The sequence below is a fragment of the Streptomyces qaidamensis genome (assembly GCF_001611795.1).
GTDB lineage: Bacteria > Actinomycetota > Actinomycetes > Streptomycetales > Streptomycetaceae > Streptomyces > Streptomyces qaidamensis.
The window spans coordinates 6443370-6464018 of the sequence record NZ_CP015098.1 but is presented as its reverse complement, the minus strand read 5'-3'; the positions used below and the strand labels follow the sequence as shown (position 1 = coordinate 6464018).

Below are 20649 nucleotides of genomic sequence, written 5' to 3'. Positions count from 1 at the left end.
CCCGTCTCAGCCGAAGGTGGCCCGCTCCAGCCAGAACTCCAGCAACTCCCGCTCGCCCAGGACCTCCAGCTCCTTCGCGTCCAGCGGCAGCCGACGGTAGAACGCGAGCAGCACGAAGGTGAGCGGTCCGCGCAGGGCGACCGTGGCCTTCTCGTGGCCCCGCCGCCAGCGGACACCGTCCTCGGTGAGCTCGACGACCCACTCGGCGTTCAGGTCCGGTCCGGTGTCGGTGGCGTGCAGATGGATGCTGCTGCCCGGGCCGACCAGCTCCCCCACCACGTCCTGCGGCTCCGTCCGCTGCACGTACTCCACGATCTGGAGCCACTCGTCGATCGCGTCGGCGGCGACCTCGGGCGCGACCTCGTAGGGCAGCCCGGCGGCCAGTGCGGCGTCGGCGCGGTGCACGGTGATCTCGTGCGTCATCCTGCGGGCCCAGAACCCGGAGCTCTGGATCCCGGCCCAGCCCCACACCTTCGCGTCCGGCCCGGCCTTCCGCAGCGTGGCGACGATCCGCTCGCCCGTCTCCGCCAGCCAGGCGTCCAGTGCGGCGGCGTCGCCGACGGCCTCGGGACCGGCCACGCCCGGCACCTGCTCCTCCGGCACCTCCTCCTCGGCCCCGGTCCGCACCATCAGCTCCGCCCAGCGCAGCGCACCGCCCGTGTGCCGGACGAGTTCCTCCAGCGACCAGTCGGGGCAGGTGGGCACGGTGCCGGACAAGTCTGCCCCGGAGGTCACCACCTGCCGCAACAGGACGATCTGGTAGGCGATTTCGTCGCAGTAGCGGTCGTGCGCGAGTGGCGTCATACCTCGCACCCTAGGCAGAGGACGATCAGCCGAGCACCACCATTTCCGCGGCGTCGAACTCCACGCCCACCTCGTCCCCGACCTCCGGTGCCGCCCGCAGCGCGCACGCCGCCTCCAGGCGCGGTGCGCCCTCGGGCTGGAGGTGCACGGCGACATGCGTGCCCCGGAAGGTACGCGCGGCCACCGTGCAGCGCAGGCCGGAGTCCGCGGGCACCAGGTGCACCCCGGCCGGCCGCACCAGCAGGGTCCGGGTGCCCTGCGGCGCGCCCTCCGGCACCGGCACCTTGCCCCAGGGCGTGTCCGCGGCCTCCGCCCCGACCGTCGCCTCGACCACGTTCTCGAACCCGAGGAAGCGGGCGACGAACGCGTCGGCGGGCCGCTGCCATACCTCCAGAGGCGTACCGGACTGGGCGATCCGCCCGTCCCGCATCACCACGACCCGGTCGGCCAGTGCGAAGGCCTCGCCCTGGTCGTGCGTCACGGCGAGCACGGTCGTGCCCAACCGGCCGAAGAGCTCCCTCAGTTCGACGACCAGCCGCTCGCGCAGCGACCGGTCGAGCTGCCCCAGTGGCTCGTCCAGCATCAGCAGCCGCGGGCTCGGCGCGAGAGCCCGGGCCAGCGCCACCCGCTGCTGCTCCCCGCCGGACAGCATCGCGACGGACCGGCGGCCCGCGCCCGGCAGCCCGACCAGGTCCAGCAACTCCTGTACCCGCTCGGCCTGTTGCCGCTGCGGCTCGCCGTGCATCCGCAGCCCGAAGGCGACGTTCCCGGCCACGTCCCTCTGCGGGAACAGCTGATGGTCCTGGAACATCAGCCCGACGCCGCGCCTGTGCGCGGGCACGCCCGCCTGGTCGCGGCCGTCGAGCACCACCTGCCCGGAGTCCAGGGGTTGCAGCCCGGCCACCGCCCGCAGCAGGGTCGACTTGCCGCTGCCGCTGGGCCCGAGCACGCACACGATCTCGTGCTCGGCGACCTCCAGATCGACGGCGTCCAGCACCGCCGGCCCGCCGAATCGGACCGTCGCGCCCCGCAGAGCCAGCAGCATCAGAACTCCCCCGTCCGGTCCGTGCGAAGCCTCTCCAGCACCAGCAGGGCCACGGCGCACACCACCATCAGAATCGTCGAAAGGGCCATCGCCTGGCCGTAGTTGAGGTCACCGGGTCGCCCCAGCAGCCGGGCCACGGCCACCGGCAGCGTCGGGTTGTCGGGCCGTGCGATGAACACCGTCGCGCCGAACTCCCCGAGGGACACGGCGAAGGCGAACCCGGCCGCGATCAGCAGCGCCCGCCGTACCATCGGCAGGTCCACCTCCCGCCACACCCGCCAGGGCGAGGCCCCCAGCACCGAGGCCGCTTCCCGCAGCCGGACGTCCACCGCCCGCAGCACGGGCAACATGGTCCGCACGACGAACGGCACCCCGACCAGGGCCTGCGCGAGCGGTACCAGGATCCAGGAGGACCTGAGGTCCAGCGGCGGCTCGTCGAGGGAGATCAGGAACCCGAAGCCGACGGTCACCGCGGACACCCCGAGCGGCAGCATCAGCAGCGCGTCGAAGCCGCGCACGAACCGCCCGGCGTCCCGACGGGTGAGCGCGACCGCGGCGAGACCGCCGATCACCACGGCGATGAGCGTGGCGGCGACGGCGTACGACAGGGAGTTGCCGACCGCCTCGATCGGCGGGACCAGGAAGACTCCGCCGTCCTCTCTGGTCAGCGCCCGGTAGTAGCCGAAGCCCGGGGCGCTCAGGGACCGCTGCACCAGCACGGCGAGCGGCAGCACGAGCAGCACGGCGACGGTGACGAGCACCCCGCCCAGCAGCGCCCACTGCCCTGCGCCGCGCGGCCGGCGCGCGGTCACGGACGCGTCCACCAGTCGCAGCGCGGTCTCCCGCCGCCGCACGGTCCAGGCGTGCACCGCGAGAATCGCCCCCACCGCCACGAACTGGATCATGGTCAGTACGGCGGCGGTGGACAGGTCGAAGATCTCGGACGTCTGCCGGTAGATCTCCACCTCCAGGGTGGAGAAGGTGGGCCCGCCGAGGATCTGCACGACGCCGAAGGAGGTGAAGGTGAACAGGAAGACCATGAGCGCCGCGGCGGCCACGGCCGGGGCGAGGGCGGGGAGCGTCACCTGCCGCCAGGCCCTCAGCTCAGACGCCCCGAGCATCCGAGCGGCCTCCTCCTGCCGCGGGTCGAGCTGTGCCCAGAGCCCGCCGACCGTCCGGACGACGACCGCGTAGTTGAAGAAGACGTGCGCGAGCAGGATCGCCCACACGGTGGTGTCCAGGCGTACGCCCCACAGTTCGTCGAGCAGCCCGCCCCGCCCGACCAGCGCCAGGAACGCCGTACCGACGACGACCGTCGGCAGCACGAACGGCACGGTCACGACCGCCCGCAGGACTTGCTTGCCCGGGAAGTCGAAACGCGCGAAGACGTACGCGCCGGGAAGCGCGACGATCAGCGTGAGCACCGTGGAGACCAGCGCCTGCCAGGTGGTGAACCACAGCACGTGCCGGACGTCGGACTGCGCCAGCACCTCCCCGATCCGCCCGAGGTGCCACGTCCCGTCGGTTTTCAGGCCGCGCGCGACGATCGCGGCGACGGGGTAGGCGAAGAAGACCGCGAAGAACGCGACGGGCGCGGCCAGCAGACCGAACCGCGCCGCCGCGCTCCGCTTGCGTGCGGCTACTTCAGTACGAGTGAGGTCCACGACTTGACCCACTGGTCACGGTGTTCGGCGATCTTCGCCGGGTCCATGGTCTCCGGGTCCTTCGCCTGCGGCCCGTACTTCACGAACTCCGGCGGCACCTGGGCGCCCTCGGTCACCGGGTACACGAACATGTTCATCGGCATGTCCTCCTGGAACCTCTTGCTGATGAGGAAGTCGAGGAGGGCCTTGCCGCCCTTGGTGTTCTCGGCGTTGCTGAGCAGTCCGGCGTACTCGACCTGCCGGAAGCAGGTGCCCTCGGCGACCCCGGTCGGGGCCGTGCCCGGCTTCGGGTCGGCGAAGACGACCTCGGCGGGCGGCGAGGAGGCGTAGGACACCACGAGCGGCCGGTCGCCCTTGGCCTTCTTGCCGCCGGCCGAGCCGGAGAACTCCTCGTTGTAGGCCTGCTCCCAGCCGTCGACGACCTTCACACCGTTGGCCTTGAGCTTCTTCCAGTACCCCTCCCAGCCGTCGTCGCCGTACTTGGCGGCGGTGCCGAGCAGGAAGCCGAGGCCGGGCGAGGAGGCGGAGGCGTTCTCGGTCACGAGCAGGTTCTTGTACTGCGGCTCGACCAGGTCGTCGAAGCTCTTCGGCGGCTCCAGCTCGTGGTCGGCGAAGTACTTCTTGTCGTAGTTGACGCAGATGTCGCCGGTGTCGATGGGCGTGACGCGGTGCTTGTCCTGGTCGACGCGGTACCCCGTCTCGATCTGCTCCGACCCCTTCGCCTCGTACGGCTGGAAGAGGCCGTTGTCGAGGGCGCGGGACAGCAGGGTGTTGTCGACGCCGAAGAGGACGTCGCCCTGCGGGTTGTCCTTGGTCAGGATGGCCTTGTTCACGGCCTGCCCGGCGTCGCCGTCCTTGAGGACCTGGACCTTGTACCCGGACTGCTTCTCGAAGGCCGCGATGACGTCCTCGGACGCCGCCCACGAGTCGTGGCTGACGAGCGTCACGGTCTTGGAGTCGCCGGACCCCTGGCCGCCGTCGGACGACCCGCACGCGGCGAGCGTGCCGGCCATGCCGAGCCCGACGACCGCCGCCGTCAGCCGCTTTGCGTTGATGCTCACTGGATTCCTCCTGGAGTGACCAGGAGAAGACGCGGCCCCGCCCGGGACTTCCGGGGTCCCGGGCAGGGCGCAACAGCTCGAGTGATGACCGATCTCCCTACCCAGAATGACCTGGGCCAGGTTCGGAGGGTCTGCGACCGTGTGCCGCACTCTCAGCGCTGTGGCGCTCCCCTGTCGGAATATGCAGATGTTCTTACGGCGGTCAGACTACCGTTCGGTGGCCGCTAGCTGACCACACGCCCCGTCGATCTCCTGACCACGGGTGTCCCGGATCGTCACCGGCACACCATGAGCGGCGATCGCCTCCACGAACGCCTTCTCGTCCTCGGGCCTGGAGGCGGTCCACTTGGAGCCGGGCGTCGGGTTCAGCGGGATCAGGTTCACGTGCACGGGCTTGCCCTTGAGCAGCCGCCCGAGCCGGTCACCCCGCCAGGCCTGGTCGTTGATGTCCCGGATCAGGGCGTACTCGATGGACAGCCGGCGCCCGGACTTGGCGCTGTACTCGAAGCCGGCGTCCAGCACCTCCCGGACCTTCCAGCGCGTGTTCACCGGCACGAGCGTGTCGCGCAGCTCGTCGTCGGGGGCGTGCAGCGAGATGGCGAGGCGGCACTTGAAGCCCTCGTCGGCGAACCGGTGGACGGCCGGGACGAGCCCGACCGTCGAGACGGTGATGCCGCGCTGCGAGAGCCCCAGCCCGTCGGGCTCGGGGTCGGTGAGCCGCCGGATGGATCCGATGACCCGGTTGTAGTTGGCGAGCGGCTCGCCCATGCCCATGAAGACGATGTTGCTGAGCCGCGCGGGACCGCCGGGGACCTCCCCGTCGCGCAGCGCCCGCATGCCGTCCACGATCTGATGGACGATCTCGGCGGTGGACAGATTCCGGTCGAGACCCGCCTGCCCGGTCGCGCAGAACGGGCAGTTCATCCCGCACCCGGCCTGGGAACTGATGCACATGGTGACCCGGTCCGGGTAGCGCATCAGCACGGACTCGACGAGCGTCCCGTCGAACAGCCGCCACAGCGTCTTGCGGGTGGTGCCCTGGTCGGTCGACAGATGCCGCACGACGGTCATCAGCTCGGGCAGCAGCGCCTCCTGCAGCCGCCCCCGGGCACCGGCCGGAATATCGGTCCACTGCTCCGGATCATGCGCGTACCGCGCGAAGTAGTGCTGCGAGAGCTGCTTGGCACGAAACGGCTTCTCCCCGACAGCGGCAACGGCCTCCTTGCGCTCGGCAGGAGTGAGATCGGCGAGATGCCGCGGCGGCTTCTTGGCTCCGCGGGGGGCTACGAAAGTGAGTTCTCCGGGTGCAGGCATAACCCATCCAGTGTGGCAGATCAACTCCGGTTGCCCAGGCCAGAGTGGGGTGGGGGTGGTCACCTGTGGGTGCCGTCTGTCGGCGTTGGTCGGCTTCGGACGGCCCAGGGACGGCCCAGGCGCCGCCTCGCACACTCACCGTCCCGCGAGAACAGGAGTCAAGTCCAGCAGCTTCACACGCAAGGCAACGCGGAATTCGCGTGCGCCGAAAGTGACCTGCGTGACAGCATCTCAGCAAACAAAGGTAGAGGAGTGTTGATGCCAGACAACAATCGATCGCTAGTTCGCTTTTTCATTACACTGCCCGACCCCTTCCCCGTACCTGATGGATACATCTACAAGGGTGCACCCGTAGTCCCTGAGCCGTATGCCTCCCGATCAATGAATCACCTTTTCGTTCATCTGCGATTCATGCAATCGCGTAACACATCAAGGCGCCACGGTTCATTCTCCTCTGCGGCCGAAGCAATTAAACGTCTCGGACAAGTAGCAGATGACGACAGCGAGAGCATGCCGTCGAATCTAGATGGCAATTACACCACCGTCATCGCGACCACTCTAAGCAACGCCGAAATTGCATCAGATGACGAATGGATGTCCCCCCAAGACGTCCCCATTGAACATGACGCCCTAAATAGATGCATCTATACGCTACAGGAAGTAATCCGCGCATACAGGGCGGCTTTTGAGGTTCCCTGCACACTCCCCTCGTATGAGCTGCTGGACATCTTCATTCCATTCCAAACGACTCAATCAGTCGTTATGACGCAAGAAGAAGAAGGATTCTCTCTGGATTCCTCTGAGTGGGGTCCCGTCAACGCCCTCATGCTGGATCACGTCAACATTCCAGACGTTACGGACGGGCCGGAGATAAGCCAGGAGAACATAGGTCGCCTAGAGTTCTTTGAAAATCTCAGGCATGCAGGAGCCCCGCTCTTCGTTTGGCGGGAGCGATTCGTCGAGGCCCACAGGGCACTGAAGATCGAAGGCCAGTATGGCGCGGCTGTGACGTTGAGTAATACCGCCAGCGAAGTACTACTCGACTCCCTCTTGGCAACTCTGCTATGGGAGGCAGGGAACGATGCAGAAGACGTGGCGGAGGTTTTCGCCGAAGGGCGGCTAGCACGGCGAGTCAAGTCGCAGTTTGCAAGCCTTCTCGGAGGAAAGTGGACTCTGGACGGGAACACGCCGGTAGCCGAATGGTTTCATCGGTGTTACCGACTGCGCCACAGAGTAGTCCACGGCGGGTATAGCCCCACCCGTCTCGAGGCGCAGACCGCTCTGGAATCAGTACATTCGCTATCCTCATACTGCTGGGATCGCCTCGCCGCCAAGAGGAAAAGTTCCCCGAGGACTGCCCTGCTATTTTTGGGAGAGGAAGGACTAAGGCGGCGCAATAAATGGTGCAGCTTCATGCAACACTTCTCGTCGGACGTTGCACCGCACGAAGACTCCTGGTTGCGACAGTCTCAAAAGTGGCGGGATGACGTGCAAGCCAAACTCATGTCAAGCGAGTGAAGCTTCTGCAAGAATGCAGGCAGGGCGCATAGAGCCAGGTCGGCGGAGCGGCTTTGGGCTGGAGCTGCTTTGGGGCGAGTGATCATGGCCCCGTAAGCTTCCGGCGAGTCGGGCAGTCTGTGGACCTGCCCGCTAAAGCACGACGTTGGGGCCATGATCTTAGAGGCTCGCCCCAAAGTGGCTGCCTAACTGGCCGTTCTCTATCCGTTCGTGTGCTCGGTCTGCTTCGAACAGCGCGCTGGATCGGGTGAGTTGGCCGACGTGGGGGCATGAAGGAAGGGCCTCTTGGTAGCTCGCGGTTGTCGAGTCCAGCGAGAAGCAAGAGGCCCTGTTGTCGAAGTGTCGCGTGGTCGTGGTTGCCGGGTCCAGTCCGGCCACTCCCAGGTGTGACTGTCTCGCCCATCGGTTCGGGAACGCGGCCGACCGGCCAGAGCGTCGGCCTCGGTATGGCTCGGACATGAGCGATGCCGAGTGGGCTCTGGTGCGGGATCTGTTGCCGGTGCCGGGATGGCTGGCGGGCCGGGGCGGGCGGCCGGAGGGCTACTGCCACCGGCAGATGATCGACGCGGTGCGCTATCTCGTTGACAACGGCATCAAATGGCGGGCGATGCCGTCCGACTTCCCGCCCTGGCCGCGGGTGTATGCCTTCTTCGCCCGCTGGCGGGATACGGGGCTGGTGGCCGAGCTGCATGAACGGCTGCGCGAGGGCGTCCGCCGGGCTGAGGGCCGTGACCAGGAGCCGAGTGCGGCGGTCGTTGACTCGCAGTCGGTGAAGGCGGACGCCACTGTTGCTCACCACTCGCGGGGGTTCGACGCAGGGAAGAGGATCAACGGGCGCAAGCGGCACTTGCTGACCGACACTCTCGGGCTCCTGCTGGCCGTGCTGGTCACGCCGGCTTCCACGACCGACCGGGATGCCGCCCGCGTCCTGCTACCCGCAGCGAAGAATCACTTCCGGCGGCTGGCGCGGATCTGGGCCGACGGCGGTTACACCGGCCACCTCACCGACTGGACCACCCAGCACCTCGGAGTCGTCCTCGACATCGTCCGCCGCAGCGACGACGTCCAGGGTTTTCAGGTCCTGCCCCGCCGCTGGGTCGTCGAAAGATCCTTCGCCTGGCTCCTGCGCAGCCGGCGCCTGGTCCGTGACTACGAACGGCGCACCGAGACCAGCGAAGCCGTCGTTCTGTGGTCGATGACCATGCTCATGAGCCGCCGCCTGACCGTCCAGCACCAGGAACCTGTTCCGGTATCGGCGGCTTGAACCTTCCCGGCTTCTCCTCGACCAGCCAGCCCCGTTCCACCAGCCGCTTCAGCCGGGCCCTCGCTCCCTCGACACGGGAGGCGGAGGCGCTGTCCCAGCCCAGCACCACCGCTGCCCGCCGGGCACCCAGCCCATCGGCTCCTGCTTCCACCGCGGCGGCCATCAACGCCTGATAGTCCGGCGACAACTCCTCTGTTCCGGTGGCGTTCTGCCGGTGAGGCACCGCCCGGCGCGGTCCCACCGGCTTCCGCTGTGACACCCCGCCGATCACTTCGGCGGGCGCATCCGCCTCGGCCAGTGCCTCCAGATACTGCTCCAGGCCGATCACCCGGCGCCTGAGCGCCTCTTCCGCGTCCGCCAGAGCCGCCCGCACCCGCTCCAGCTCGGCTTCGAGTTCCTCCACCCGCACCGCCGCGGACTTCCGCCGCGCTTCCAACACCGCCCGCATCGACGGCATCCGCCACCCCCACGACATCTCAGCCAGCAACGAGCCGAGACTCCCGCGACCGCGGCCATCTCATGCCTGACCAGCGAGAACCACACACGAGGTTCGGAAAGAGAACGACCTCTAAAGCCGTGGAGCCGACCGCCCCAGCCACCGACGTCTGGACCTGTCAGGCAAGGCTTTCGAGACCAAGTTTGGCCAGTCGTGACCGGATGGCGCTGGGCTTCCGGCCGAACTGCTTCCCGAGGGCGTCGAAGTCGCGTTCTCCTTGCTGGTAGAGCGCAAGGAGGTGGGCGTCGTCCTCTGGTGACCATGGGTGGCCCATCCGCGGAAAACGGGCCCGTAGCTCTTCTGGCGCCTCACGCTTCCTGTCGGCATCGCCGTGAGGGCAGACGGACTCGATGATGTCGAGCGGGAACTCTCCGACGTGGGTGCCCGTGAGCCAGAGGTTCAGGTGGCCGTCGTCGAACGTGATCCGGTCGGCATGGATCGTCACTGCTCGCCGGAGGACGTCGCTGTCGTTCGGGTCCTGGTGGTAGTCGGTGAACGTCAGACGGAACGCTGTGCGCTCGATGGATTCCCCCATAAGCGCCATCATGGTGTGCCCGCTGGGCATGCGGTAGATCGTTTTCCGTCCTTGTCCGCTGCACGTAGCGCGCCGCCGGGCGGGGCCGCCGCTGGCGAAGACAGGGCGGCGGCCCCGCCGACAAGGCGGTGCGCACCCGCGCTGTGCGCGGGCCTTGATGAGGTAGAGAAACCTGTAACAGCTTCGCTGTCGCCGGGTCAGGCTGAAGATGCACCGCTGGTCAGGAGTCGACTCGTGAATCCGGCTTGGCAAAGGCGCTCGTACGCCTCGATCACGTCGGCAGGTAGGGGCTGGCTGATCATGAAGCCCTGCTCCGGGTAGACCATCAACCGCTGGAGCGCACCGACCAGCATGTCGATCACCAAGCGGGCATCACCGATGGAGTCGACGTACTCGTCCAGCGTCATCGGACTGGAGGCGCTGACGACCTCGACTCCGGGCCAGAGCTTCCGCGCGGTGGCGTACGCCCGCCGCTCCTCGTACGGCTTGCTGATCAGGAGCACCGAGGACACCTCCACCCCGACCTCCTCCAACAACTCTCGCGAGAAGCGGATGTTCTCGCCAGTGTTGCGGGCGCGAGGCTCGACCAGAACGTCACTGCTGGGGACCCCGAGTTCCACTGCCCGCTCCCGGTAGTGGACGGCCTCGCCACGGGGCATGCGTTCCCGTGTCGTGGGGCTCGTGGCACCGGTGAAGAGGAGCAGGGGGGCCATGCCGCGCTTGTACAGGTCCACTGCTCTATCGGCTACGCCCAGGTCGTGGCTGCCAAGTCCGATGGCCACCGAGCACGGCCGGGGAGAGTGGCCCATCTGGTGGTAGTCCCACACGCGTCGGGCGTCTGCCCAGTTCTGTGTCGAGATCACTGCTGCCCCTTCCTGTCCTTGGCCGAGTCGGGCACCTTGAAGTCGTACTCCCATGCGAAGCGGGATGCCGCGTGGACCCCAACGGCGAATTCCACGACGGTGCCCGCGGCCGTGTACGTCGTCCGGTGCAACTCGACGACGGGTTCGCCCGGCGGTAGCTGCAACTGCTTCACCTCGTCCGGTGTAGCAGCACGGGCAAAGAGTCGCTCCCTCATGTGATCGATCTCGTAACCCGCGTCGTACAGCACGCGAAATCCGCCGCCTCGGCCGGCGGGCCCCGGCGTGGGATCCACCAGGCGTGTTCCCTCAACATGCTCGGGACGGTAGTAGCTGGTCAGCGTGTGTGTCGGCTGGTCGCCTTCCTTGACCAGTCGCGCGCGGGCGTAGACCTCGGCGCCTTCCGGCAGCCCATGTGCGGCCGCCACCTCTGGTGGCGCTACAACGCGAGTGACCGTCTGGGTCTGCTCGTTCCGCCGGTACCCCCGTCCGGAAGCCACACGGTCCGCGATGAAGGCGACCTCGTCGCCGTCCCGCCACTTCGCCTTGTCGTACCTGGCGATGCCGAGACGCTTCAGAGGCACTCGCTCCCGCACCACGGTTCCGTGACCGCGAGAAGACGTCACCAGGCCCTCTGCCTCAAGAGCCTTGTACGCCTGGTGGACGGTGGACTTGGAGCCCTCACCCGCTGCGACCAACTCCCTGATCTGCGGGAGCTGCTGGCCGGGCGCGTACTCACCCCTCTTGACCTGTTCAGCCAGCTTGTCCGCCAGCTCCCGCCACTTGGGCGTCATTGCATGACTCCTCTCGACACCTCCAGTCAAGCACAGTCCTAGGACTGCGTGCCACAGTCTTGCCAAGCCCGCCGCAGTCCTAGGACAGCGGGAAGGAAAGGCCTTCTTTGGGCTGCTTCAAAGCCGTGAGACATCAGGAGTACCCATGCCGTCGTTCAAGATCGACACTTCGTCCGCTGTCGTGTTCGTAGCGACCGCACCCGTGCCGAAGCTGGCCAACGCCAAGACGGGTGAGCGGGCCATGGACCGGGAGACCGGCGCCCCGCTGTCGACCGTGGGTCTGCTGGTCTCGGACGAGGGGGAGGGGAACCTCTACCAGGTCACCATTCCGGAGACGGGCTACCAGGAGGGTCTGGCGCCGGGCATGCCGGTGAAGGTCGTCGGCCTGAAGGCGCGTGACTGGGAGAACGAGTTCAACGGCCAGAAGCGGCACGGGATCTCGTTCCGCGCGGTCGCGATCACCCCGGTGGCCTGACCATGAGCGACCTGACGATGTGGCTGGAGGCCACGGGTGCCTTAGCGGGCGCCGGTGGTCTCGGCTACGCGAAGGTGCGTGCGCCGCGCGTGTACTGGTCGCTGGTCGGGATGCCGGTCACCTGGGGACGCTTCACCCTCTCGTACCGCTCGACGATGGACGTGTGTGGACTGACGGTGCACCCGTCGGGTCTGCGGGCGTTCATGACCCGCAACGTGGCCCGCCGTGAGGTGCAGCCGGTCCCGCCGAAGATCCGCCGAGTACGCGGCACCTCGACCGGGCTGCGGGTCACCCTGCGGCTTCCCGCCGGCCTGGAGCCCGCGGATGTGATGGCCTCCTCGGAGCGACTCCGGCACGCCTGGGGAGTCCACTCGGTGAGCGTGGTCGAGACGAAGCCCGGTTTCGTCGAACTGCGGATGACCGGCTATGACGTGCTGCGCCGGGTGCGGATGCCGCGCAAGGCCCGCCCGCACGACATGGCCGTGCCGGTCGCGGTGCGCGAGGACGGGACCGCGTTCGAGCGGGACTACCGCAAGGCCCCGATGGCGCTCACCCTCGGCGCGAACCACTCGGGCAAGTCCATGTATCAGCGCAACCTGATCAAGGGTCTGGCGCAACTGCCGGTGGCCCTGATCGGCATCGACTGCAAGCGCGGGGTGGAACAGTCCGCGTTCGCGCCCCGGCTGTCGGCGCTGGTCACCACCCCCGACGATGCCGCCTCACTGCTCGGCGTGCTGGTCGCGGAGATGGAGGACCGCTTCGACCTGCTGAGCCGTCATGGCGTCTCGGACCTGTGGGAGCTGCCCGACGAGGTGCGGCCGGTGCCGGTGGTCGTGCTGGTCGACGAGGTGGCGGAACTGTTCCTGATCTCCTCCAAGAAGGATGAGGAGCGCCGGGAACGGATCGTGACCGCGTTGATCCGGCTCGCACAGATGGCCCGCGCCATCGGTATCCATCTGGAGATCTGCGGGCAGCGCTTCGGCTCCGACCTGGGCAAGGGTGCCACCATGCTCCGTGCTCAGCTCACTGGCCGTGTGGTGCACCGCGTCAATGACAAGCAGACCGCCGAAATGGGCCTGGCGGACGTGGCCCCGGACGCGGTCCCGGCAGCGAGCCTGATCCCCATGAACCGCCCCGGAACCGCTGTCGCGGCGGACCCCTCGGGCGGCTGGTCGAAGATCCGCACCCCGGAAACCTCGCGGGACGAAGTGGTATCCGTCTGCCGGGAGTTCGCCCACCTGGTCCCGGACCTGCCGTTCCTCGAACCGTTCCGCCCCCACCTGCCCGCTGTGGCGCCGGCGGCCGGTCCATCGCTGGTCAAGCCCCGCCCGGTCACCGAGTAACACCCCGTACCGCCACGGACGGCGCGACCGCATCGCGCCAGGTCCCTACCCCCGCCATGCCGCTGGGCGGCCGGACATCGATCTCCGCCCGCCCCGGCCCGACTCCCTGAAGGGAGGTGCCCACGTGTCTCGCTCGATCCGCCCGGACGCCGTTCTTATCCAGGCCGTCATTGCCGGTGCGTTGTCCTTCGCCCACCTGCACGACCTGGCCGAAGCTGCCGGACAGACAGGCTGGAAGGCCTGGGCCTACCCGGTCTCAGTTGATCTGCTCCTGGTCGCCGCCTGGCACCGGCTGCGCACAGCCCGCCGCGACCGCTCCGCCTGGACCTGGTTCGTCATCGCCCTGGCTGCGTCGCTCGGCGCGAACATCGCCACCGCAGGCCTGCTCGACCTGCAGGACGTGCCTGCGTGGCTGCGCATCCTCGTCGCTGGCTGGCCCGCGCTGGCCTTCCTCGGCGGGACCCTCCTGGTCCACACCCCTGCCGAACCGCCCGCCCCTTCGACACAGCCTGTGGACGACGAGCCACCCGTGCCGGAAGTCGAGATCCACCGCACCGCCGAAACCGCCCCCGGCCTCTCACCCGCCCCGGAGCCTGCGGCGACCGCGCCCGAGCTGACTCAGGCACCGCCACAGCGAGCCTCCAGTGCCCCTGCTGTTCCGGCCGCGCTCCTCGACCACGCCCGGAAGATCGCCGACGCCCACCAGGCCACCACCGGGTCACCGATGCCCGCCGAAGCCCTGTCCGCCCGGCTTGGTCTGCCTGCCCCGGTGGCCGACGCCATCGCCGCCCAACTCCAGCTCGCCTGATCCGAAGGGAGAACCGCCCGTGCCTGCTTACCGCCGCTTCCGCAACGTGATCCGCATCGGCCCCGTGCAGGTCGCCACCGCCTACGACGGCCGGGGCCGCGACAAGCACACCGCCGCCTGCACCGCCCCTGGCTGCGGCTTCGCCGCCGACTACGACACCCGCGCCGGCGCCGAACTCGCCGCCCGCACCCACTGCTGCAAGGCCTGACAGGAGACCGCGCCATGGACGTACCGCTCTGGCTCGCCCTGCTCGTCGTCGGATGGCTCGGCGTCAAGCTCGCCCGCCCGCCGTGGTGGCTGGTCGCCGTGCTCCTGGTCGGCGGCTACCTCGCCGCCAGCAGTTTCCTCGCCCCCGCCCTCAGCACCGTCCTCAAATAGAAGGGAACCGCCCTCGTGTTCACGCCGAAATACCCGCCCCAGGACACCGCGCTCCCGGTCACCGCCACCACCTCGGCGACCGCCCACAACCCGGCGCCCGGCCAGCCGACACGCGCCCCGGCCCCGGCCTCGGTCGCGCCCGTCGCTTCGAACCGGCCGACGGTCCAGCTCACCCCGGGCAGCACGCTCGCCCTCGCTGCCGGTGGTGGCGCGGTGGTCCTCGTCGTCGGCGCGGTCCTGGTCTCCATGCTCCTCGCGGTCGCCATCACCGGCGTCTCCGTCGCCGTGGTCGCGGTCGTCTTGCGGCTGCTCATCAAGGACCTCAACAACCACCGCTGAACGGCCCCCGGAGCGGCCTCGGTCGCCAAACTTCCGCCGCTCCGGGCGCCTTCCCACCTTCCAGATCCAACGGACATGAAAGGCAAACCCATGATGCCCCAGCACGCCCCGGCTGCGCGGATCTGCCGTGACTGCGACGGCTTCGCCGCCGTCGTCATCACCACCGGCAGCCGCCACACCGACGGCACCCGCGTGACCCTCACCGTGGGCTGCCCGGCCTGCCACGGCACCGGCAACGCGCCTGCCGCCCGCTTCGCCCGTGTCGGGAGGTGACCGCCGCCATGAGGACCATCACCACCTCAGCTCACCTGGAGCCGGACACCACCGCCCGCGTAAGCGTGTTCGCTCCCACGCCCGAGGACGAAGGCTTCGTCAGCCTCCGTGTCGGGGGAGAGTTCGTCGACCTTGCGCTGATCGCCCGTCAGGGCACTGCCGACGCCCTGCGCGCCCTGGCCCGTGCCGCTGAGGAAGCCGCGTCGGCCCTCGACCGGATCACCGAAACCACCTCGGACGGTGCCGTGTGACCGACACCGCCACCATGGCGGGCCTGGACCCGGCCACCCTCGCCGACGTGCTGAGGCTGGCCGGGTCCCCCGGCTTCGACCGCATCCAAGACCAGATCCGCCGCACCGGCGGCTGCTCCGACCCCATCCACCTGCAAGGCACCACCGTCACCCGCGACGCCACCACCGGGCAGGTCCTGCACTCCTACTCGACCGACACCCAGCCCGGCGGACGGCTCCGCGTCGCCTGCGGCAACCGCCGCGCGTCCCGCTGCCCGGCCTGCGCCTGGACCTACGCGGGCGACACCTACCATCTGATCCGCGCCGGCCTCGTCGGCGACCCTGCCAAAGGCACCCCGCACACCATCCGCGACCACCCCAGGGTCTTCGCCACCCTCACCGCGCCCTCGTTCGGCCCGGTCCACAACCGCCCCGGAAACCGGCCCTGCCGCTGCGGCACCCGCCACGGCGAGGACGCACCCGAACTCGGCACCCCGCTCGACCCCGACGGCTACGACTACGCGTGCGCGGTGCTGTGGAACAACCACGCTTCCGAGCTGTGGCGCTACTTCACGATCTACCTGCGCCGCGAGATCGCCAAGCGAGCCGGGCTCACACAGAAGGCTGCCAAGGAACAGTCCCGCGTCTCCTTCGGCAAGGTCGCCGAGTACCAGAAGCGCGGGGCCGTCCACTTCCATGCCGTGATCCGCTTCGACGGACCCGACGGGCCGGACGATCCGCCGCCGGCATGGGCCACCCTCGATCTGCTCACCGACTCCATCCATGCCGCCGCCGCCCGCGTCGCGGTCGACGTGCCCGCCGCCGGGGACCAGCCCGCCCGGACGCTGCACTGGGGCACGCAGCTCGACGTGCAGCCGATCGGAGCCTTCGGCAACGGCGAAGAGATCACCGAACAGGCCGTCGCCTCGTACGTCGCCAAGTACGCCACTAAAGCAGCCGAGACCACCGGCACCGTCGACCGCCGCATCGGCAACAAAGAGGCCCTGGTCCTGCTCGGCGTACCCGACCACCCTGCCCGGCTCATCGAGGCCTGCCTCGACCTGCACGCGCTCTACCCGGACCGCAAGCTCCGCGACTGGGCTCACATGCTCGGCTTCCGCGGCCACTTCTCCACCAAGTCCCGCCGCTACTCCACCACCCTCGGCGCCCTCCGCCAGACCCGCGCCGACTACCGCGCCGCCCAGCAACGCGAAGCCCTCGGCCTGCCTGACCCCGACCACGAGGAAGCAACCACGCTCACCCTCGCCCACTGGAGCTACGCAGGCCACGGCCACTCCCCCGGCGAATCCTGGCTCGCCGCCAACATCCGCCGCGACATCCAACACAACCGCGAAACCGCTCGTGAAGAACTGCCCACCCTGCTCGCCGACGAAAGGGATTGTTGACCATGGCGTCAGAGCTGCCGAACCGGTTCCTGACCCCTGAGGACCTGGTCGAGATGTTCGAGCTTCCCAGCGTCGAGACGGTCTACCAGTGGCGCCGGAAGCACACCGGCCCCCGCGGCTTCCGGGTCGGCCGGCACCTGCGCTTCGACCCGCGTGACGTGCGGGCCTGGGTGGACTCGCAGCTTGCGGAGGCTGCCTGATGGCTGGCCATATCCAAGACCGCTGGTACAAAACCGAGCCAGGACCCGACGGCAAGCCGGTGAGGGTCAAGACCGACCGCTACGGCAACGGACTCCGCTACCGGGCCCGGTACGTCGGCCCGGACGGCACAGAGAAGAGCAAGTCCTTCCCAGACCGCCAGAAGCGCCGGGCGGAAGAGTGGCTGGCCGAGACGGCTGCCGACATGTCCCGTGGTCAGTACGTGGACCCCAGGGCAGCGCAGACTACCTTTCAGCAGTACGCAGAGCGCTGGATCACCGGGCAGACGACCGACCTGAACACGCGCATCGGGGTGGAGACCCGGCTTCGGCTGCACGCCTTCCCGCGTATCGGGGCTCGACCGCTCGGGTCTTTCCGCCCGGTCCACATCCGCGAGTTCGTGCGCGACCTGGAGAACGGTCCGATGGGCGGCACCTACGCCCGCAACATCTACGCCAACGTCCGTGCCGTGCTCTCGGCCGCCGTGGATGACGGCTTCCTCGCCCGTAATCCGTGCTCGGCCGCGTCAGTGCGTCCGCCCGCCGTCTCGACTGCCCGGGTCGTGCCCTGGCTTCCGTCGCAGGTACGTGCGGTCCGCGACGCCCTACCCGAGCGCTACCGAGCCATGGTCGACGTCGGCAGCGGCTGCGGCCTCCGCCAAGGCGAGATCATCGGCCTGGCCCAAGACACCCTGCAGCTCGACGGCGACACCCTTCGGGTCACCGCTCAGGTCAAGCTGATCCGGGGCGTCGCCGTCTTCGCTCCACCCAAGGGCAACAAGGAACGGGACGTACCGCTGCCGTCCTCGGTCGCCTCCGCCTTGCGGCAGCACATCAAGAATCACCCGCCCGTAGCAATCAAGCTGCCGTGGGCCAGGCCGGACGGCCCGCTCACCGAGCGCCGCCTCATCTTCACCAACACGGCCGGCGGAATCGTCTGGCGAAGCAACTTCAACATCCAGGAATGGAAGCCCGCCCTCGCAGCCGCCGGCCTCATCCCGACGCCCGAACCCGGCAAGCCGTACGCCTCCGCCCGGCAGCACGGAATGCACGCCCTCCGCCACTTCTACGCCTCGGTCCTCCTGGACGCGGGCGAGAGCATCAAGGCCGTGAGCGAATACCTCGGGCACTCCGATCCGGCGATGACGCTGCGCGTGTACGCCCACCTGATGCCCAGCAGTACCGAGCGCGCCCGCCGTGCCCTGGACGGTGTCTTCGGCACGGCCCAGGAGCCGTGACGGCCCAGAGACGGCCCAGCAGGCACAAGACAGCCCCCTATTGGCGACAGCATCGCTGGTAGGGGGCTTCTTCGTGCCCGGAGCACATCAGTTCTCCGGGCTTAGGCATGGCCGTACCAGTGTCGCAGATCGATTCAGGTGACCTGCGGCCCCGGCCGACGGAACCGAGTGTTCCTGGTCATGGCTCCGGGCACGCGCGAGCCATGACGCCCTTCTCCGCGGCACCGGTTCTCCTGGCGGAAGACGGCAAGGCCCCCGTGCGAGCCCTCCGTGCGAGCCGCCGGGGGCGGAGGCGCTCTACTCGCCCGTCTGTTCCAGCCGGTCCTTGAGGAGCTGCTCGTTGCGCGGGAGTTCCTTGCGGACCTGGGGGCGTACGACGAGCGGGACCAGGACCTTGCCCATGCCGTGGCCCTCGAAGTCGATGTCGATCGTGACGTGGGAGCGCCGGCCCTCGTCGTACGGTTCGACCTCGCCGTGCACCTGTGCCCGGACGGGGCCGTCGACGCCGCGCATGCCCCAGCTGTGCGGCGGGTCGTACTCGGTGACCTCCATGGTCATCGGCATGACACGACGGCCGATGTGCCGGGTCACCCGGACCTGGGTGCCGACGCCGACGGGCCCCTCGTCGAGGCGCTCCGCGGACACGGCGCTCAGCTGCCACTCCGGCATGCGCTGGGTGTCCATGACGTACTGGTAGACCTCCTCCGGACGGCGGTCGACGTCGATGCTCTCTCGGATGATGGCCATGATGGCCTCCTTTGGGAGGTACATCTGAATCGTCCCACCTCAGGCTCCCGGGCGTCTCCCCGGGACGACAGCGAGCCCCCGCCCAGCAGGGCAGGGGCTCGCCGGCAGAGGTCGCTTCAGCCCGACCCGACGAACAGCACGAGCAGCAGCCACACCACCGGAGCCGTGGGCAGCAGCGAGTCGAGCCGGTCCATGATGCCGCCGTGGCCCGGCAGCAGCGTGCCCATGTCCTTGATGCCGAGGTCCCGCTTGATCATGGACTCGCCGAGGTCGCCGAGCGTGGCGGTGACCGCGACCGCGAGACCCAGCACCAGTCCCTGCCACCAGGCACCGTCGTCGATGAGGAACTGCATGCACAGTGCCCCCGCGACCATGGCGAAGGAGACCGCGCCGAGCAGGCCCTCGCGGGTCTTGCCGGGGCTGATGCGCGGGGCGAGCTTGTGCCGGCCGAACCGCCAGCCGACGGCGTAGGCGCCGGTGTCGCTGACGACCGTGAGCAGCAAGAAGGTGAGCACCCGCTGCGGCCCGTCGTCCGCGGTCAGCATCATCGCGACGAAGGTCGCGAGGAACGGCACGTAGAACGCCGCGAAGACGCCCGCGGTGACATCCCGCAGGTAGCCCTCCGGCGGTTCGGTCATGCGCCAGACCAGGACGGCCAGTGCCGTGAGCGCCATCGCCACCCAGGCGCCCTCGGCGCCCCGCACATACCCGGCGACGACCATCGCGGCACCACCGAGCGCGAGCGGCACCAGGGGTGCCCGGATGCCCTTGCGTTCCTCCAGCCGCTTGGTCAGCTCCCACAGGCCCACCACCACGGCCACCGCGACGACGCCGACGAACAGGGCCTTGACGACGAACAGCGACGCGACGATCACCGCACCGAGCCCGACACCGACCCCTATCGCGGCACTCAGGTCGCGACCCGCGCTCTTCTTCGGCGGCTTGGGCGCCGGCTGCGAGGCGTCGGGCATGGGCTCCGGATTCGTGTCGTTTCGGACCGGGGTGCCGCTCAGCCGAGCAGCCCCCCGGTCGTCATCCTGGTTACCGCCGAATTCGGTCACGTCGGGCACGATGGGCATGGGGCGAGTCTGAGGCGCTTCATACGCATCGTATGCGGGACCCGCCGCAGCGGCCCCCTGGACGTGCCCGTGGCCTGAGCCCTGGACGTGCCCACGACCATGCCCTTGGTCGGTGGGCCCCCAGTACCCGGCCTGTGGCGGCGCCCCCCAGGAAGAGTCGTTCATCAGACCTCGAGCAGCTCCGCTTCCTTGTGCTTCAGGAGCTCGTCCACCTGCGCCACGTACTTGTGGGTGGTGTCGTCGAGCTCCTTCTCCGCACGGCGGCCCTCGTCCTCGCCGATCTCGCCGTCCTTGATCAGCTTGTCGATGGCGTCCTTGGCCTTGCGGCGCACGGAGCGGATGGAGACCTTGGCGTCCTCACCCTTGCTCTTGGCGACCTTGATGTACTCGCGGCGGCGCTCCTCGGTCAGCTCGGGGAACACCACACGGATGATGTTGCCGTCGTTGCTCGGGTTGACGCCCAGGTCGGAGTCGCGGATCGCCTGCTCGATGTTGCGCAGCGCGCTCTTGTCGAAGGGGGTCACCACGGCCATACGCGGCTCGGGCACGGAGAACGAGGCCAGCTGGTTGATCGGCGTCGGCGCGCCGTAGTAGTCGGCCACGATCTTGTTGAACATCGCCGGGTGCGCACGGCCGGTGCGGATCGCGGCGAAGTCCTCCTTGGCGACCACGACGGCCTTCTCCATCTTCTCCTCGGCCTCGAGGAGGGTCTCTTCGATCACCACTTGCTCCTGCGTGTCTTGAGTAGGCCCGGCTGCGGTTCCATGTGGGGCGGCGGCCG

Annotated in this window: 25 protein-coding genes; 13 read left to right on the top strand and 12 right to left on the bottom strand. The window is 68.8% G+C overall.

What is annotated here, in order from left to right; all coding sequences use genetic code 11:
• Positions 1 to 6: 6 nt before the first annotated feature.
• The 5 genes from A4E84_RS28875 to rlmN all read right to left on the bottom strand — a co-directional run bounded on the left by A4E84_RS28875 (position 7) and on the right by rlmN (position 5888).
• Positions 7 to 804, bottom strand: a complete 798-nt coding sequence (locus A4E84_RS28875) for a maleylpyruvate isomerase family mycothiol-dependent enzyme (protein ID WP_062929329.1) — start codon at positions 802 to 804, stop codon at positions 7 to 9.
• Between the two features lie 25 nt (positions 805 to 829).
• Complete coding sequence (locus A4E84_RS28870) at positions 830 to 1849, bottom strand: ABC transporter ATP-binding protein (protein WP_062929328.1); 1020 nt, start codon at positions 1847 to 1849, stop codon at positions 830 to 832.
• Complete coding sequence (locus A4E84_RS28865) at positions 1849 to 3513, bottom strand: ABC transporter permease (protein WP_062929327.1); 1665 nt, start codon at positions 3511 to 3513, stop codon at positions 1849 to 1851. Before A4E84_RS28865 ends, A4E84_RS28870 begins: the two co-directional genes overlap by 1 nt.
• Positions 3489 to 4526 (bottom strand): thiamine ABC transporter substrate-binding protein, encoded by a 1038-nt coding sequence (locus A4E84_RS28860; RefSeq protein WP_418082265.1) that lies wholly within the window; start codon positions 4524 to 4526, stop codon positions 3489 to 3491. Before A4E84_RS28860 ends, A4E84_RS28865 begins: the two co-directional genes overlap by 25 nt.
• Before the next feature lie 255 nt (positions 4527 to 4781).
• Entirely contained in the window at positions 4782 to 5888 is a 1107-nt protein-coding gene (gene rlmN, locus A4E84_RS28855) for a dual-specificity RNA methyltransferase RlmN (protein ID WP_062929326.1), read from the bottom strand.
• A gap of 258 nt (positions 5889 to 6146) precedes the next feature.
• Between rlmN and A4E84_RS42490 the strand changes: the two genes are divergently transcribed.
• Entirely contained in the window at positions 6147 to 7406 is a 1260-nt protein-coding gene (locus tag A4E84_RS42490; RefSeq protein ID WP_107308396.1) for a hypothetical protein, read from the top strand.
• Positions 7407 to 7863: 457 nt separating this feature from the next.
• Positions 7864 to 8670, top strand: coding sequence for an IS5 family transposase (locus tag A4E84_RS28850; RefSeq protein WP_107308242.1), 807 nt, complete (start codon positions 7864 to 7866; stop codon positions 8668 to 8670).
• Here the strand turns inward: A4E84_RS28850 and A4E84_RS28845 are convergent.
• The 4 genes from A4E84_RS28845 to A4E84_RS28830 form a co-directional block, all read right to left on the bottom strand.
• On the bottom strand, positions 8612 to 9145 hold the full coding sequence (locus A4E84_RS28845; protein ID WP_237304726.1) for a hypothetical protein: 534 nt from the start codon (positions 9143 to 9145) through the stop codon (positions 8612 to 8614). The two genes, A4E84_RS28850 and A4E84_RS28845, sit on opposite strands and share 59 nt — an antisense overlap.
• A 139-nt stretch (positions 9146 to 9284) precedes the next feature.
• Positions 9285 to 9731, bottom strand: a complete 447-nt coding sequence (locus tag A4E84_RS28840) for an SANT/Myb-like DNA-binding domain-containing protein (protein WP_062929325.1) — start codon at positions 9729 to 9731, stop codon at positions 9285 to 9287.
• A gap of 167 nt (positions 9732 to 9898) precedes the next feature.
• Complete coding sequence (locus tag A4E84_RS28835; RefSeq protein WP_062929324.1) at positions 9899 to 10564, bottom strand: YdcF family protein; 666 nt, start codon at positions 10562 to 10564, stop codon at positions 9899 to 9901.
• Positions 10561 to 11355, bottom strand: a complete 795-nt coding sequence (locus A4E84_RS28830) for a GntR family transcriptional regulator (protein WP_062929323.1) — start codon at positions 11353 to 11355, stop codon at positions 10561 to 10563. The genes A4E84_RS28835 and A4E84_RS28830 overlap by 4 nt, the downstream gene beginning before the upstream one ends.
• 145 nt (positions 11356 to 11500) lie before the next feature.
• Between A4E84_RS28830 and A4E84_RS28825 the strand changes: the two genes are divergently transcribed.
• From A4E84_RS28825 to A4E84_RS28780, 11 genes are all read left to right on the top strand, one after another.
• On the top strand, positions 11501 to 11830 hold the full coding sequence (locus tag A4E84_RS28825) for an SCO3933 family regulatory protein (RefSeq protein WP_062929322.1): 330 nt from the start codon (positions 11501 to 11503) through the stop codon (positions 11828 to 11830).
• Between the two features lie 2 nt (positions 11831 to 11832).
• The gene (locus A4E84_RS28820; protein ID WP_062929321.1) at positions 11833 to 13173 is read left to right on the top strand and encodes an FtsK/SpoIIIE domain-containing protein; all 1341 of its coding nucleotides are present in this window, start codon (positions 11833 to 11835) and stop codon (positions 13171 to 13173) included.
• Positions 13174 to 13297: 124 nt separating this feature from the next.
• Entirely contained in the window at positions 13298 to 13981 is a 684-nt protein-coding gene (locus A4E84_RS28815) for a DUF2637 domain-containing protein (protein ID WP_062929320.1), read from the top strand.
• A 19-nt stretch (positions 13982 to 14000) separates the two neighbouring features.
• Positions 14001 to 14189: a mobile element transfer protein gene (locus A4E84_RS28810; RefSeq protein WP_062929319.1), complete on the top strand. Its 189-nt coding sequence runs from the start codon at positions 14001 to 14003 to the stop codon at positions 14187 to 14189.
• Between the two features lie 14 nt (positions 14190 to 14203).
• Positions 14204 to 14359, top strand: a complete 156-nt coding sequence (locus tag A4E84_RS42485; RefSeq protein WP_107308395.1) for a hypothetical protein — start codon at positions 14204 to 14206, stop codon at positions 14357 to 14359.
• A 15-nt stretch (positions 14360 to 14374) separates the two neighbouring features.
• Positions 14375 to 14698, top strand: coding sequence for a hypothetical protein (locus A4E84_RS28805; protein WP_062929318.1), 324 nt, complete (start codon positions 14375 to 14377; stop codon positions 14696 to 14698).
• Between the two features lie 93 nt (positions 14699 to 14791).
• Positions 14792 to 14971, top strand: a complete 180-nt coding sequence (locus tag A4E84_RS28800; RefSeq protein WP_062931647.1) for a hypothetical protein — start codon at positions 14792 to 14794, stop codon at positions 14969 to 14971.
• 8 nt (positions 14972 to 14979) lie between these two features.
• Positions 14980 to 15222, top strand: coding sequence for a hypothetical protein (locus A4E84_RS28795; protein ID WP_159029626.1), 243 nt, complete (start codon positions 14980 to 14982; stop codon positions 15220 to 15222).
• The gene (repSA, locus tag A4E84_RS28790; protein WP_062929316.1) at positions 15219 to 16607 is read left to right on the top strand and encodes a replication initiator protein RepSA; all 1389 of its coding nucleotides are present in this window, start codon (positions 15219 to 15221) and stop codon (positions 16605 to 16607) included. The genes A4E84_RS28795 and repSA overlap by 4 nt, the downstream gene beginning before the upstream one ends.
• A gap of 2 nt (positions 16608 to 16609) precedes the next feature.
• Entirely contained in the window at positions 16610 to 16807 is a 198-nt protein-coding gene (locus A4E84_RS28785) for a helix-turn-helix transcriptional regulator (RefSeq protein ID WP_062929315.1), read from the top strand.
• Complete coding sequence (locus tag A4E84_RS28780) at positions 16807 to 18042, top strand: tyrosine-type recombinase/integrase (protein WP_062929314.1); 1236 nt, start codon at positions 16807 to 16809, stop codon at positions 18040 to 18042. Before A4E84_RS28785 ends, A4E84_RS28780 begins: the two co-directional genes overlap by 1 nt.
• A gap of 297 nt (positions 18043 to 18339) precedes the next feature.
• Here A4E84_RS28780 and A4E84_RS28775 read toward each other — a convergent pair whose 3' ends face one another.
• The 3 genes from A4E84_RS28775 to frr form a co-directional block, all read right to left on the bottom strand.
• Entirely contained in the window at positions 18340 to 18789 is a 450-nt protein-coding gene (locus tag A4E84_RS28775) for an SRPBCC family protein (protein ID WP_062929313.1), read from the bottom strand.
• Positions 18790 to 18905: 116 nt separating this feature from the next.
• Positions 18906 to 20033 (bottom strand): phosphatidate cytidylyltransferase, encoded by a 1128-nt coding sequence (locus tag A4E84_RS28770; RefSeq protein ID WP_079129153.1) that lies wholly within the window; start codon positions 20031 to 20033, stop codon positions 18906 to 18908.
• Complete coding sequence (gene frr / locus A4E84_RS28765; protein WP_059422066.1) at positions 20033 to 20590, bottom strand: ribosome recycling factor; 558 nt, start codon at positions 20588 to 20590, stop codon at positions 20033 to 20035. Before frr ends, A4E84_RS28770 begins: the two co-directional genes overlap by 1 nt.
• Between the last annotated feature and the right edge of the window lie 59 nt (positions 20591 to 20649).